Source organism: Streptomyces saintjeani (genome assembly GCF_055409605.1).
Window position 1 is genome coordinate 2,318,945 of record NZ_CP189624.1, and the last position, 14,816, is coordinate 2,333,760.

General features: G+C 71.2%; 12 protein-coding genes. 7 read left to right on the forward strand and 5 right to left on the reverse strand.

The window, feature by feature from the left end; translation table 11 throughout:
- Positions 1–29 precede the first annotated feature (29 nt).
- Entirely contained in the window at positions 30–2,951 is a 2,922-nt protein-coding gene (uvrA, locus tag ACQCO7_RS10325) for an excinuclease ABC subunit UvrA (RefSeq protein WP_464071538.1), read from the reverse strand.
- Positions 2,952–3,173: 222 nt separating this feature from the next.
- Here uvrA and ACQCO7_RS10330 point away from each other — a divergent pair, with 222 nt between their 5' ends.
- The 5 genes from ACQCO7_RS10330 (at position 3,174) to ACQCO7_RS10350 (ending at position 7,339) form a co-directional block, all read left to right on the forward strand.
- The gene (locus tag ACQCO7_RS10330; RefSeq protein ID WP_464071539.1) at positions 3,174–3,860 is read left to right on the forward strand and encodes a maleylpyruvate isomerase family mycothiol-dependent enzyme; all 687 of its coding nucleotides are present in this window, start codon (positions 3,174–3,176) and stop codon (positions 3,858–3,860) included.
- Between the two features lie 9 nt (positions 3,861–3,869).
- Positions 3,870–4,526, forward strand: coding sequence for an MBL fold metallo-hydrolase (locus ACQCO7_RS10335; RefSeq protein WP_464071540.1), 657 nt, complete (start codon positions 3,870–3,872; stop codon positions 4,524–4,526).
- Positions 4,527–4,830: 304 nt separating this feature from the next.
- Positions 4,831–5,718, forward strand: coding sequence for an ABC transporter substrate-binding protein (locus ACQCO7_RS10340; RefSeq protein ID WP_464071541.1), 888 nt, complete (start codon positions 4,831–4,833; stop codon positions 5,716–5,718).
- Positions 5,715–6,590 (forward strand): amino acid ABC transporter permease, encoded by an 876-nt coding sequence (locus ACQCO7_RS10345; RefSeq protein ID WP_464071542.1) that lies wholly within the window; start codon positions 5,715–5,717, stop codon positions 6,588–6,590. The genes ACQCO7_RS10340 and ACQCO7_RS10345 overlap by 4 nt, the downstream gene beginning before the upstream one ends.
- Entirely contained in the window at positions 6,587–7,339 is a 753-nt protein-coding gene (locus ACQCO7_RS10350; protein WP_464071543.1) for an amino acid ABC transporter ATP-binding protein, read from the forward strand. The genes ACQCO7_RS10345 and ACQCO7_RS10350 overlap by 4 nt, the downstream gene beginning before the upstream one ends.
- 53 nt (positions 7,340–7,392) lie before the next feature.
- Here the strand turns inward: ACQCO7_RS10350 and aroQ are convergent, their stop codons facing one another.
- A complete protein-coding gene (gene aroQ / locus ACQCO7_RS10355; protein ID WP_409114492.1) occupies positions 7,393–7,866 on the reverse strand; it encodes a type II 3-dehydroquinate dehydratase in 474 nt (157 codons plus the stop codon).
- Between the two features lie 96 nt (positions 7,867–7,962).
- Between aroQ and ACQCO7_RS10360 the strand changes: the two genes are divergently transcribed.
- Positions 7,963–9,009, forward strand: coding sequence for a S66 family peptidase (locus ACQCO7_RS10360; RefSeq protein ID WP_464071544.1), 1,047 nt, complete (start codon positions 7,963–7,965; stop codon positions 9,007–9,009).
- 113 nt (positions 9,010–9,122) lie between these two features.
- Positions 9,123–10,403, forward strand: a complete 1,281-nt coding sequence (locus tag ACQCO7_RS10365; protein ID WP_464071545.1) for an MFS transporter — start codon at positions 9,123–9,125, stop codon at positions 10,401–10,403.
- A gap of 21 nt (positions 10,404–10,424) precedes the next feature.
- Here ACQCO7_RS10365 and ACQCO7_RS10370 read toward each other — a convergent pair whose 3' ends face one another.
- From ACQCO7_RS10370 to ACQCO7_RS10380, 3 genes are all read right to left on the reverse strand, one after another.
- Complete coding sequence (locus ACQCO7_RS10370; RefSeq protein WP_464071546.1) at positions 10,425–11,525, reverse strand: calcium:cation antiporter; 1,101 nt, start codon at positions 11,523–11,525, stop codon at positions 10,425–10,427.
- Positions 11,526–11,653: 128 nt separating this feature from the next.
- On the reverse strand, positions 11,654–12,634 hold the full coding sequence (locus tag ACQCO7_RS10375) for a TerC family protein (RefSeq protein WP_464071547.1): 981 nt from the start codon (positions 12,632–12,634) through the stop codon (positions 11,654–11,656).
- Positions 12,635–12,869: 235 nt separating this feature from the next.
- Positions 12,870–14,780 (reverse strand): TerD family protein, encoded by a 1,911-nt coding sequence (locus ACQCO7_RS10380; RefSeq protein ID WP_464071548.1) that lies wholly within the window; start codon positions 14,778–14,780, stop codon positions 12,870–12,872.
- Positions 14,781–14,816: the final 36 nt, after the last annotated feature.

Genomic DNA, 14,816 nt, shown 5'->3' on the forward strand with positions numbered 1-14,816 from the left:
CGGGGGTATCCGGCCTCAGCCACCTGCCTCTATCGCTTCGCCCCTGGCTTCTTCCGGCCGCCTGTCTTCTTGGCGGGGGCCTTCGTCGGCCCGGCAGCATCGCTGATCCTCGCCGGGTCCAGAATCTCCCTCAGGAACTTCCCGGTGTGGCTGGCCGGAACCCCCGCGATCTCCTCCGGCGTGCCCTCGGCGACGACGACGCCGCCGCCCGCGCCGCCCTCGGGGCCCATGTCGACGACCCAGTCCGCGGTCTTGATGACGTCGAGGTTGTGCTCGATGACGATGACCGAGTTGCCCTTGTCGACCAGACCCGAGAGGACCTTCAGGAGCTTGCTGATGTCCTCGAAGTGCAGACCGGTGGTCGGCTCGTCCAGGACGTAGACGGTCCGCCCGGTGGACCGGCGCTGGAGTTCGCTCGCGAGCTTGACGCGCTGGGCCTCACCGCCGGAAAGCGTCGTGGCGGACTGGCCGAGACGGACGTAGCCGAGGCCGACGTCCTTGAGCGTGCCGAGGTGCCGGGAGATCGAGGGGACCGCCTCGAAGAAGGCCGTGGCCTCCTCGATCGGCATGTTCAGGACCTCGGCGATGGACTTGCCCTTGTAGTGGACCTCCAGGGTCTCCCGGTTGTAGCGGGCCCCGTGGCAGACCTCGCACGGGACGTAGACGTCCGGGAGGAAGTTCATCTCGATCTTGATCGTGCCGTCGCCCGCGCAGTTCTCGCAGCGACCGCCCTTGACGTTGAAGGAGAAGCGGCCGGGCAGGTAGCCGCGGACCTTCGCCTCGCTGGTCTCGGCGAACAGCTTGCGAATGTGGTCGAAGACGCCCGTGTAGGTCGCCGGATTGGAGCGCGGGGTGCGGCCGATGGGCGACTGGTCGACGTGGACGACCTTGTCGACGAGGTCGTCGCCGTCCACGCGCGTGTGCCGGCCGGGGACGCTCCTCGCGCCGTTCAGCTCGCGCGCCAGGTGCGTGTACAGGATGTCGTTGACCAGCGTGGACTTGCCGGAGCCCGAGACGCCCGTGACGGCGGTGAAGACGCCGAGCGGGAAGGAGACGTCGATGTCCTTGAGGTTGTTCTCGCGGGCACCGTGGACCGTGAGCTGCCGGGCGGGGTCGCGCGGGCGGCGGAGGTCCGGCAGCGGGATGGACTTGCGGCCCGAGAGGTACTGCCCGGTCTGCGACTCGGCGTTGTCGAGCAGCTCCTTGTAGGAGCCGCTGTGGACGACCTTGCCGCCGTGCTCACCGGCGCCGGGGCCGATGTCGACGACCCAGTCGGCGACCTTGATGGTGTCCTCGTCGTGCTCGACGACGATGAGGGTGTTGCCCATGTCGCGCAGCCGCACCAGCGTCTCGATGAGCCGGTGGTTGTCGCGCTGGTGCAGGCCGATGGACGGCTCGTCGAGGACGTAGAGGACGCCGACGAGTCCGGAGCCGATCTGGGTGGCGAGGCGGATGCGCTGGGCCTCGCCGCCGGAGAGCGTGCCGGCCGCGCGGTTCAGCGAGAGGTAGTCGAGGCCGACGTCGACCAGGAACCGCAGCCGCTCGTTGACCTCCTTGAGGACGCGTTCGGCGATCTTCTTGTCGCGCGCGTCGAGCCGCAGTTCGCCCAGGAAGTCCGCGCAGTCGCTGATGGACATCGCGGAGACCTCGGCGATGGACTTCTCCATGACCGTGACCGCGAGGACGATCGGCTTGAGGCGGGTGCCCTCGCAGGTCGGGCAGGGCACCTCGCGCATGTAGCCCTCGAAGCGCTCGCGGCTGGCGTCGCTCTCGGACTCGCTGTGCCGGCGCTTCACGAACGGGACGGCGCCCTCGAAGGGCGTCGTGTAGACCCGCTCGCGGCCGTACCGGTTGCGGTAGCGGACCTCGATCTGGGTCTTGTGGCCGTGCAGCAGGGCCTTCTTGGCGCGCTGCGGGAGGCCCGCGAAGGGGATGTCCGTACGGAACCCCAGCGCGTCGGCGAGGGCGCCGACCAGGCGGCCGAAGTAGTCCTTCGTGTGGCCGTGGGACCAGGGGTGGATGGCGCCCTCGTCGAGGGACTTGTCCTCGTCCGGGACGATCAGCTCGGCGTCGACCTCCATGCGCGTGCCGATGCCGCTGCACTCGGGGCAGGCGCCGAAGGGCGAGTTGAAGGAGAAGGAGCGGGGCTCCAGCTCCTCGAAGGACAGGTCGTCGTACGGGCAGTACAGGTGCTCCGAGTACATGCGCTCGCGCTCGGGGTCGTCCGCCGGGAGGTCGACGAAGTCGAGGACGACCATGCCGCCGGACAGGCCGAGCGCGGTCTCGACGGAGTCGGTGAGGCGGCGCTTGGCGCCTTCCTTGACCGTGAGGCGGTCGACGACCACCTCGATGGTGTGCTTCTCCTGCTTCTTGAGGACGGGCGGCTCGGAGAGCTGGATCGTCTCGCCGTCGACGCGCGCGCGGGAGTAGCCCTTGGTCTGGAGGTCGGCGAAGAGGTCGACGAACTCGCCCTTGCGCTCGCGCACGAGCGGCGAGAGGACCTGGAAGCGGCTGCCCTCGGGCAGCTCCAGGACCTTGTCGACGATGGCCTGCGGCGACTGGCGCGAGATCGGGCGACGGCACTGGGGGCAGTGCGGTTTGCCGATGCGGGCGAAGAGCAGGCGCAGGTAGTCGTAGACCTCGGTGATCGTGCCGACCGTGGAGCGGGGGTTGCGCGAGGTCGACTTCTGGTCGATCGAGACGGCCGGGGAGAGGCCCTCGATGAAGTCGACGTCGGGCTTGTCCATCTGGCCGAGGAACTGGCGGGCGTACGAGGAGAGGGACTCCACGTAGCGCCGCTGGCCCTCCGCGAAGATCGTGTCGAAGGCGAGGGAGGACTTGCCCGAACCGGACAGGCCCGTGAAGACGATGAGCGAGTCACGGGGCAGGTCGAGCGAGACGTTCTTCAGATTGTGCTCGCGCGCGCCACGGACGATGAGACGGTCGGCCACGCCGGTCCGCACCTTTCTTGAGAGAAGTGACAGGGGCGGGGCCCCCGTCTTTCCCAGACTAAGGGGAGCCACTGACAACGCCGGTCGGATTCACGGGTTGCGAACATCCCCTGCCATCCAGCATGCCCGACGCCTGCAAGTCACCGTATCGCACGTACATTCGATTCACGGCGTCCACAAGACACCTTCACCCGATGGAGTGACGGGGCTAGGGTCGGCCCCATGACTGATCACGTGCGTGACCTGGACGCTGTACGGGACGCGACGGAGCGGCTGCTGAGCGCGGTCGCCGGACTGGACAACGCGTCGGTCGCCGAACCGTCACGGTTGCCGGGCTGGAGCCGTGGCCACGTCCTCGCCCACCTGGCCCGCAACGCCGACGCTCTGGCGAACGTCCTGGGCGGTCGCCCGATGTACGCGACCGCCGAGGTCCGGGACGCGGACATCGAGCGGGACGCCCCGCGCGCGCTGGAGGTCCACCTCGCCGACCTGAGCGCGAGCAACACGCGCTTCCTGGCCGCCGGTGACGCCCCGGCCGACTGGTCGCGGACCGTGACCCTGCGCAACGGCGTCACGGACAGCGCGGCCGAGATCCCGTTCCGGCGCTGGGCCGAGGTCGAGCTGCACCACGTGGACCTGGGCATCGGGTACGGCCTGACGGATCTCCCGGAGGACTTCACGGAGCGGGAGATCGCCTTCCTCGCCGGCCGGTACGCCGCCCTCGCCTCCGTACCGCCGACCCTCCTGACGGACGGCACGCGCGCGTGGCGCACGGGCCGGGCCGGGGACTCTCCCGAGGTGACCGTCACGGGCTCCGGCGCCGGGTTGCTGGGCTGGCTCGCGGGGCGTCCGGGGGCCCCGGCGCCGGTCGCCGACGGCGGTCTCCTGCCGACGCTGCCCCCGCTATAGGCTGCGGCCATGACGTACAGCGGACAGGTGACGGTCGGCGGCCCGGCGGACGTGCACGAGCTGAAGGACCTGATGATCACCAAGATCGCGGTCGGCCCGATGAACAACAACGCCTATCTGCTGCGCTGCCGGGCCACGGACGAGCAGTTGCTGATCGACGCGGCGAACGACGCGCACACCCTGCTCGGGACGATCGGTGACGACGGCATCGCGTCCGTCGTCACGACCCACCAGCACGGCGACCACTGGCAGGCGCTCGCGGAGGTCGTGGCGGCCACCGGCGCGCGCACGTACGCGGGGCGCGCGGACGCCGAGGGCATCCCGGTGCCGACGGACGTCCCCGTCGACGACGGCGACGTGATCCGGGTGGGCCGCGTGGAGCTGACCGCGCGTCACCTGGTGGGGCACACGCCGGGGTCGATCGCGCTGGTCTACGACGACCCGCACGGCCATCCGCACGTGTTCACCGGCGACTGCCTGTTCCCCGGCGGGGTGGGCAACACCCGCAAGGACCCGGAGGCGTTCGCGAGCCTCATCCGCGACGTGGAGACGAAGATCTTCGACGTCCTCCCGGACGAAACATGGGTCTACCCGGGCCACGGCGACGACACGACCCTGGGCGCCGAGCGTCCGCAGCTCCCGGAGTGGCACGCGCGCGGGTGGTGAGGCACGGGGCCCGCGCCCCGTACGAACGCCTCCGCGCCCCGTGTGAATCGCGCACCCGCGCCGGACCGCCGCACGCGCTCCCCGCGCGCGTGTGCGTGCGGTCCACTGGTCCACGTGCCCCGCGCGGGAAGACGGCTCCCGCTCGGCAAAGGGCCGCCGGTCTCTCGCATTCCCCGCCCTTGGCCGGCGGCCCAGGCACATCCTTCGCCGTCCCGTTCACATGAGCGCAACAGGCGTTCCCACTATGCGGACACCTACTGTCGTGAACTGGACAATCCGGCGCTTTCGCTGCCACTCTCCGGCCATGCGCCTCGTCCCCCGTGTCCAGCGCCGTGCTCTCACGGCCGCCGCCGTCGCCCTCCTCGCCACCGCCGTGGGCTGTGCTCCCCAGTCGGACGACAAAGCCGGTGCGACGCCCTCCGGTTCGTCGTCCGGCGCCGCGTGCGCGAAGGGCGCCCTGGCGACCACGGCGTCCGGCAAGCTGACCGTCGGCACCGACACGCCCGCGTACGAGCCGTGGTTCAAGGACGACAAGCCGTCCAACGGCCAGGGCTTCGAGTCGGCCGTCGCCTACGCGGTGGCGCAGCGGCTCGGTTACGGCAAGGGCGCCGTCGTCTGGCAGACCGTGCCGTTCAACAAGGCGTTCGCGCCCGGTGTGAAGACCTTCGACTTCGACATCAACCAGGTGTCGATCAGCAATGAGCGCAAGAAGGCCGTCGACTTCTCGTCCGGCTACTACGACGTCCGGCAGGCCGTGATCGCGCTGAAGGGCACCAAGGCCGCGCGGGCGAAGAGCCTGGCCGACCTGAAGGGCCTCAAGCTGGGCGCCCAGGTCGGCACGACGAGCCTGGAGTACATCCAGGACGTCGTGAAGCCGGGGCAGGAGGCCGCCGCGTACGCCGAGAACGACCAGGCCAAGGCCGCGCTCCAGAACAAGCAGGTCGACGCGATCGTCGTGGACCTGCCGACCGCGTTCTACATCACCGGCGCGGAGATCACCGACGCCACGATCGTCGGCCAGTTCGAGAACCGGAGCGGCGCCGCCGAGCAGTTCGGGCTGGTCCTCGACAAGGGCAGCGCGCTCACGCCCTGTGTGACGGCCGCCGTGGACTCCCTGCGCAAGGACGGCACGCTGGCGAAGCTGGAGCAGCAGTGGCTGTCCGACGCGGTCGACGCCCCGGTGTTCAAGTGACGGTCACCAAGGCCGAGGAGGAGCACGCGTACAGCCCGTCGGAGCGCCGTCTGGAGCGCGAGCGCTACCGGCGCACGCGTGCGCGCAGGGCGACGGCGATCGCCGCGCTGTCGACGCTCGTCGTCGCCGTGGTGCTCTATCTGGTCGTCGTCAACGCGCCGGGCTGGCAGCGCACCAAGGAGACGTTCTTCGACGGGCACTACGCGCGCGAGGCGCTGCCCAAGGTCCTCGAAGGGCTGTGGCTGAACCTGCGGCTGCTGGTGGTCTGCGGGGCGGCCGTCCTGGTGCTGGGCATGCTCATCGCCATCGCGCGCACGCTGCGCGGACCGGTCTTCTTCCCGCTGCGGGTGCTCGCCGCCGCCTACACGGACTTCTTCCGGGGCCTGCCGCTGATCATCAACCTGATGATCGTCGTCCTGGGCGTCCCCGCGCTGCGCCTCCAGGGGGTGACGGTCGATCCGGTGCTGCTGGGCGGTACGGCGCTGACGCTGACGTACTCGGCGTACGTCGCGGAGGTGTTCCGCGCGGGCATCGAGTCCGTGCATCCCTCGCAGCGCGCGGCGGCCCGCTCGCTGGGTCTTTCGAACCGGCAGGCGCTGCGTCACGTGGTGCTGCCGCAGGCGGTGCGCCGTCAGGTGCCGCCGCTGCTGAACGACCTGGTGTCCCTCCAGAAGGACACCGGCCTGGTGTCGATCGGCGGCGCGATCGACGCCGTACGCGCGGCGGACATCATCGTCGGGCGCAGTCTGAACTACACGCCGTACATCGTCGCGGGGCTGCTGTTCGTGGCGCTGACGATCCCGATGACCCGGTTCACGGACTGGGTGACGGCGCGGATGGACCGTCAGCGGTCCCAGGGAGGTACGGCATGAGCGGCGCGCCGGTGCTGCGGATAGAGTCCGTGCGCAAGACGTTCGGCGGGTCCGTCGTCCTCAGGGACGTCGATCTGGAGGTCGCCCCGCACACCGTGACCGCGCTGATCGGCGCCTCCGGTTCGGGCAAGTCGACGCTGCTGCGGTGCGCGAACCTGCTGGAGGACATCGACGACGGCGCGATCTGGCTGGACGGCGAGGAGATCACCGACCCGCGCGCGGACCAGGACGCGGTACGGCGCCGGATCGGCGTGGTCTTCCAGTCGTACAACCTGTTCCCGCACATGACGGTCCTGGAGAACATCACGCTCGCCCCGCGCCGCGTCCACGGCGTGCCCCGCGAGGAGGCCGAGGAGCGGGCCAGAGAGCTGCTGGAGCGCCTCGGACTGGCCGGCAAGGCATCCGACTACCCCGACAGGCTCAGCGGCGGCCAGCAGCAGCGTGTGGCGATCGTGCGCGCTCTCGCCGTACGGCCCCGGCTGCTGCTCCTCGACGAGATCACCGCCGCGCTCGACCCGGAGCTGGTCGGCGAGGTCCTGAACGTCGTCCGCGACCTGAAGGGCGACGGGATGACGATGGTGCTGGCCACCCACGAGATGGGCTTCGCGCGCGAAGTCGCCGACCAGGTCTGCTTCCTGGACGGCGGCGTGGTGCTGGAGCGTGGCAGCGCCGAGCAGATCTTCGGCGCCCCGCGACAGGAGCGCACCCAGCGGTTCCTGCGGCGGATCGTGGAGGCCGGCCGCCTGTAGCGGGCACCGGTGTAAGGGGCGTCAGCCGTGGACGACGCCCCTTACACGGCTCGTCACGCCTCCGCCGCCCCCTCCCCCGCCAGCGCCGCGACCCGCTCCACCCCGAACACGTACCCCTGCACCCCGCACCCCGCGATCACCCCGTCCGCGCGCAGCGACACGTACGAGTGGTGCCGGAACGCCTCCCTCTTGTGGATGTTGGAGATGTGGACCTCGATCACCGGCAGCCCGTCACAGGTGTTGAGGGCGTCGAGGATCGCGACGGAGGTGTGCGAGTAGGCGCCCGGGTTGATGACGATCCCGCAGTGGCTGAGCCGTGCCTCGTGGATCCAGTCGACGAGTTCGCCCTCGTGGTTGGACTGCCGGAAGTCGACCGTGCCGCCGTGGGTGGCCGCCGCCTTGACGCACAGCGCCTCGACGTCCGCGAGCGTGTCGGACCCGTAGATCTCCGGCTGGCGCTGGCCCAGGAGGTTCAGATTGGGGCCGTTGAGGATCATGATCGGGGCGTTGGCCAGGGTGCGGGGCACGGTTCCTCCGGTCCGGTCGGGGCGGCCCGGCGGGGCCGCCGCTCGCCTCCGGTTTATCACGGTGCGCCGTTCGGGTGAGGCCCGTACCGTGCGGTCATGGCAGCTCCCGCGTACCCGCCCAAGCCGTCCCCCGGTGACCGTGTCGCCGTCGTCTCGCCGTCCGCCGGGCTGCCCGGCCTCTTCCCGCGCCCGTTCGACCTCGGACTCGCGCGCCTGCGCGAGGAGTTCGGCCTGGAACCGGTCGAGTACCCGACGACCCGCAGGATGGGCGCCACCCCGCGGGAGCGCGCCGCCGACCTGCACGCGGCCTTCGCCGACCCGCGGATCAAGGCGGTGATCGCGTCCATCGGGGGCGACGACCAGATCACCGTCCTGCCGTTCCTGGACCGGGAGCTGATCCGCGCGAACCCGAAGCCGTTCTTCGGGTACAGCGACAACACCAACCTGCTGGCCTACCTGTACAGCACGGGCATCGTCGGCTACCACGGCGGAAGCGTCATGGTGCAGTTCGGCCGCCCTCTCGCCATGGACCACGAGACCGCCGGCTCCCTGCGCGCGGCCCTGTTCACCTCGGGCCCCTACGAACTGCGCCCCGCGGCCCGCTGGAGCGACATCGAGGGCGACTGGGCCGACCCGGAGACCTTCACGCGCGCGCCCGAGACCCGCCCCGGCACCGGCTGGACCTGGCTGAACGCCGACCGCGTGGTGGAGGGCCGCAGCTGGGGCGGCAACCTGGAGATCCTCGCCCGGCTCCTGACGGCCGACCGCGAGATCGCCGCGGACCCTTCGGTGCACGACGGCGGCGTGCTGTTCCTGGAGACCTCCGAGGACCTGCCCAGCGCCACGGAGGTCTTCCGCGTCCTGCGCAGCATGGGCGAGCGCGGGCTCCTGAGGCGCTTCCCGGCGCTTCTCATGGGCCGGGCCAAGACGTGGTCCTTCGAGCGGCCGAACGGCCCTCAGGCGAGTGCACAGCACGCCGCCGACCAGCGCGCGGCGGTCGAGCGGGCGCTGAAGACGTACGCCCCGGACACGATGGCCGTCTTCGACGTCGACCTCGGCCACACGAACCCCCAAGTCGTCGTCCCTTACGGCGGTGTCGTACGGGTCGACGGCCTCGCGCGGCGCATCGTCGTGCACTACTGAGCCGCCGGGGCGCGCCCCCGATGCTCCGTGCGCCGCCGTGACGCACGGTGGTCACGGCTGGTTGACGCGGTATGCAGCCTGTACGCGCGGTGACATCACCGGCATCACCCTCCATGCCCCGGCTCGCCGCCGCCTCCCTCGCGGGGACGGCCATCGAGTTCTACGACTTCTCCGTCTACGCGACGGCGGCGGCGCTCGTCCTGGGGCCCCTGTTCTTCCCGACGTTCTCGCCCCTCGCGGGCGCGCTGGCGGCCTTCGGGACCTTCGGGGTCGGGTTCGTCGCACGTCCCCTGGGGTCGATGCTGTTCGGACACGTCGGCGACCGCCACGGACGGCGTCCGGTGCTGGTCGTGTCGCTGCTCCTGACGGGTGCGTCGACGGTCGCCGTCGGCTGCGTCCCGTCGTACGCCTCGATCGGGGTGGCCGCGCCGGTGCTGCTGCTCGTGCTGCGGTTCCTCCAGGGACTGGGGCTCGGCGGCGAGTGGGGTGGCGCGGTGCTGCTGACGGCGGAGCACGCGCCGGCCGGACGGCGCGCTCTCTGGTCGAGCTTTCCTCCGGTGGGAGGCGCTGTGGGGTTCGTGCTCGCCAACGGGGTGATGCTGGGACTGTCGGCGGGACTCTCGCAGGAGCAGTTCGCGTCCTGGGGATGGCGGGTGCCGTTCTGGGCCGCGGGGGTGCTCGCGCTCGCGGGACTGTGGCTGCGGTCGTCCCTCACGGAGAGTCCCCGCTTCCTGGAGATCGACGACCACGCGCGCGTGCCGCTCGTCGAGGTGTTCGTCCACCACTGGCGGCTCCTTGCGCTGACGGCCGGAGCGCTGGCCGCAGGGTACGCGGTCTTCTACACGGTGACGACCTGGTCGCTCGCCTACGCGACGGAACGGCTCGGCGTGAGCCGTACGGTCATGCTGACGTGCGTCATGGCCGCCGTCGTCGTGCAGGGGGCGCTCACCCCGTTCGCGGCTCACCTGGGAGACCGGTTCGGGAGGCGGCCGATGTGCCTGACCGGGTGCGTGCTGACGGTGCTGTGGATGTTCCCGGCGGTCGCGCTCCTGGCGACCGGTGAGCCGCTGCTGATGTTCCTCGGGGTGCTGGGAGCGCTGCTCGCGTTCACCGTGATGTTCGCCGTGATCGGCGCATATCTCCCGGAACTCTACGAACCGCGCGTCCGTTGTACGGGTGCGGCGGTCGGCTACAACCTCGGCGGGGTCCTCGGAGGCGCCCTCACCCCCCTCGTCGCGACGACCCTGGCCGAGGGCTCCGGCCGGGTGCCGTGGGGCGTGGCGGCGTACCTGACGGCGGTGGCGCTGGTGAGCCTGGGCTGCTTCGCCCTGCTGCCGGAGACACGGCCGGTGGCGGTCGTACGAGGGGCTGCGGTGGACCGCGTCACAGGTTGACCGCGTTACGGGCCGACCGCGTCACGGATTGACCGCCAGCTCCAGATACGCGGCGAACAGCACGAGGTGCACGCCCCCTTGCAGAGGCGTCGCCCGCCCCGGCACCACCGTCAGGGAGCCGACGACGACGGTCAGCGCGAGCAGGACCATGTGGGTCGAGCCGAGGCCGAGGACGAGCGGTCCGGAGAGCCACACGGAGGCCAGCGCGACCGCCGGGATCGTCAGGCCGATGCTCGCCATGGCCGAGCCGAGGGCGAGGTTGAGGCTGGTCTGGACGCGGTCGCGGCGGGCGGCCCGCAGGGCGGCGATGGTCTCGGGGAGCAGGACGAGCAGGGCGATGACGACGCCGACGACCGCGTGGTGCAGTCCGGCCGACTCGACGCCCGACTCGATCGTCGGGGAGACCCCTTTGGCGAGGCCGACCACGCCGATCAGGGCGAGGCCGAGGAGGCCGAGGCTGACGTACGTGGTGCGCGGGGACGGCAGGTCGGCGTGGTCGTCGGCGTCCAGGACGTCGCCGTCGTGGGTGACCGGCAGGAAGTAGTCGCGGTGCCGTACGGTCTGGGTCGCCACGAACAGGCCGTACAGGACGAGCGACGACAGCGCCGCGAAGGTGAGCTGGACCGTGGAGAACTCCGGCCCCGGTTTGCTGGTCGTGAACGTCGGCAGGACCAGGCTGAGCACGGCCAGCGTCGCGACCGTCGCGAGCGCCGCGCCGGTGCCCTCCGGGTTGAAGACGGCCGTGCCGTGCCGCAGCGAGGCGACGAGCAGGCAGACGCCGAGGATGCCGTTGCAGGTGATCATCACGGCGGCGAAGACGGTGTCCCGCGCGAGCGTGGAGCTCTTGTCGCCGCCGTCCACCATCAGGGTGACGATCAGGGCGACCTCGATGATCGTGACGGCGACCGCGAGGACCAGTGAGCCGAAGGGTTCGCCGACCCGGTGGGCGATGACCTCGGCGTGGTGGACGGCCGCGAGGACGGCTCCGGCGAGGACCAGGGTGACCAGCGCGACGACCGCGCCGGGCAGGTCACGGCCCCACGTGAACACCAGGAGGACGACCGCGAGGACCGGCACGACCGTCGTCCACCGGGCGGTGAGTGCCCGAAGCCCAGTGATCATGCGGCGATCGTCGCAGACGGGGTGAGGAGTCGCATGTGGAGGTTCCCAGGGGTCGGTCTCGCGTGGACGTCCGGACATGGAGCGGTGCCCGGCGTCGTCGCCGGGCACCGCTCACCGCCGTACGGGGATCAGCTGGTGACGCTGTCCTTCTCGGCCGCCTCGGCCGCCGCCTGCTTCTTGGAGGCCCGCAGGCTCGTGATCGTCGTGACGACCAGGACCCCGCAGATGACGCCCAGGGAGACCGGGATGCTGATCACCGGGACGTGGACCCCCGACTCGTGCAGCGCGTGCAGGACGAGCTTGACGCCGATGAAGCCGAGGATGACGGAGAGGCCGTAGCTGAGGTGGACCAGCTTGCGCAGCAGCCCGCCGAGGAGGAAGTACAGCTGACGCAGGCCCATGAGGGCGAACGCGTTGGCGGTGAAGACGATGTACGGGTCCTGGGTGAGGCCGAAGATCGCGGGGATCGAGTCGAGCGCGAACAGGACGTCCGTGGTGCCGATCGCGAGGATGACGACCAGCATCGGGGTCATGACCCGCTTGCCGTTCTCCTGGACCCACAGCTTCGTGCCGTGGTAGCGGTCGGCGACGCCGAAGCGCTTCTCGGCGGCCTTGAGGAGCTTGTTCTCCTCGAACTCCTCGTCCTCCTCGTCGGCGCGCGCCTCCTGGATGAGCTTCCAGGCGGTCCAGATGAGGAAGGCGCCGAAGATGTAGAAGACCCAGGAGAAGTTGGCGATGATCGCGGCGCCGGCGGCGATGAAGATCGCCCGCAGGACCAGGGCGATGAGGACGCCGATGAGCAGGACCCGCTGCTGGTACTGCGAGGGGACCGAGAACTTCGCCATGATCAGGATGAAGACGAAGAGGTTGTCGACGCTCAGCGACTTCTCGGTGATGAACCCGGCGAAGAACTCCCCGGAGGGCTCACCGCCGCCGAATATCGCGAGGCCGAGGCCGAAGAGCCCGGCGAGGGCGATCCAGACGACCGTCCAGATCCCCGCCTCCTTGATGGACACGTCGTGCGGTTTGCGGCCGATGAAGAAGTCGACCGCGATGAGGGCGCTGAGGCCCACGATCGTCAGGACCCACAGGGTCAAGGAAACATCCACTGCTGTGCCTCCGGCAGTACGTAACGGCAGATACTCAGCGTCGCGTCGCGCTGCCGGAGGTCTCTTCCACCCACTTGTGGGCCGACGCCCCGGGATCTGGCCTGATCCGTATTGACGGGTACGCCGCAGTTGTCAGGGAGTACTCCCCTCCGTACGGAAAACAGTACCCCAATCACCAAGGAAAGGTAAAGCGATTGGCAAAAGAAAGATCAAAAACGCAGGTCAGGGTGCTTTACTAGGGCTTGGTACGAGCTGCCGCGACCTGCGCGAGCACCTGCTGGAGCACCCCGCTGCCGGGCGGCACGAGCGCCGGTTCGTACGTCCACGCGTGCCCCACCCACGGGTCGGCGAGGTAGTCGTCCGGCACCGGCGTCAGCCGCAGCAGGGACCGCCACAGCGGGTCGAGCAGCGGGCCGTACGCGGTCGCGTCCTCCCGGTCGGCGACCATCATCAGGTGCACGCCGACGCCCGGGCCCTCGTCCGCGAGGTAGCGCAGCTGTGTCACCGCGCGGTCGTCGAAGCCGTGCGGGAAGTCGTTCACGACGAGCAGCTGGTGCGCGGGGTCGAAGTCCGGCGGCAGCGCGTCCGGGGCGCCGCCGCGCACCGCCATCTGCACCAGGTCGACGCGCTGTGTGAGCCGCCCGAGGACGTCCGCCACCCCGGCGGCGCCCACGGCGGGCGGCCCGGCCAGCACGCCCGCCCCGGCCAGCGGGGCCAGGGACGACGCCGCCGAACCGGCCGCGTCCACGACGTGCACCGTGAACGCGCCCGCCGGGTGCGCCGCGAGCAGCCGGGCCACGTGCGCGACGGCCATGTCCAGCGCGAGCCGCCGTACGTCGTACGCGTCGACGACCGCGCCGTCCGCCGCGCCGACCGCCCCGCTGTCGATCCACAGCCCCCGCTCCAGCGGCAGCCTGACCAGCATCGGGATACGCAGTTGCTCGCTCTCCGGGAGCCGCAGGTCGCCCAGGCGCAGGGCCATGGGGAGTTCCTCGGGGACCCGGTAGGCGTGCCAGACCGGGTTGTCCCAGCCCGCGTAGGACGGCGGCAGCGCGGGTTCGACGACCTCGGACTCGGCGACGAGCTGCGTCAGGTCCCGGTCGAGCACCTCGCGCGCCTGGTCCATCAGCTGCGTGTGCTTCGCGCGCGCCGCCTCCCGCGCGGCGTCGGCCTGCCCGCCCATACGCGCGCGCGGGTCAGCGAGCGCCTCGTCCAGCTCGCGCTCCATGCGCGCGTCCGCGAAGTCGACGGCACTGCGGTAGGCGGCCGTCGTGCGCGCGTAGTCCTCGAACATGCCCCACACCTGGTTGTAGAGCCGCTCCTCCATCGACCACCCGGTCGCGTCCCCCGCGACGGGCCGCGCGGGCTGTCCCGGCGAGGCCGGGGGCGCGGTCGGCGGGGGTGGCGGAGGGGTCGTACGGCGACGGGGGTGGGTGTAGTCGACGCCGCCGTCCTGCGCGCCGTAGAGTCCGGCGCCCTGCGGGGGTGCGGCGGGGGGTTCGTCGTAGGGGCTGCCGTACGGGCCTGTGGGCGCCGTCGGGCGGGCGTCGTACGGCGTCGCGTTCTGGTCCGGGGTGAGGGGGGCCGGGACCGGCGGGGCCGGGGTGGGGGCGGTGGTCTGCTGGATCGTGGACGCGACCTGGTGGGCCTGGGGCAGGCCCTGGTCGGTGAGGAGTTCGGCGAGGCCGCCCGCGTAGCCCTGGCCGACGGCGCGGACCTTCCAGGCGCCCTGGCGGCGGTACAGCTCCACGGCGACGACGGCCGACTCGGCGTCGAGGCCGGTGAGGGTGAACGTCGCGAGGTCGGTGCCGTCGGCGCTCGCGACCGCGACGAACGGCGCCGCCGAGGCGCCGAAGCGGACGGCCCCGGCGCCCGGCAGCGCGAGCAGCACGTGCACGCGGTGCGCGCGCTGCGGTACGGCGTCCAGGTCGACGGCGATGCGGTGCTCACGGGCGGCCTGCCGGGGGACCTCCAGGCCGGGCAGGGCGGGCGCGCCGGGGTGGGCGACCCACTCGGGGCCGGGGACGCGCCCCTGGTCGTCGCCCAGCGTCACCCCGGCCACGACCGGGGCCGCGGCCGAGACCCTGATCACCAGGCGGACCTGGGAGAGCGGATGGTTCTGCCCCCGCGTCAGCTCGGCCGTCATCGCCTGTCGTCCCCCTGTGTCGTGCTGTGTGGTTGT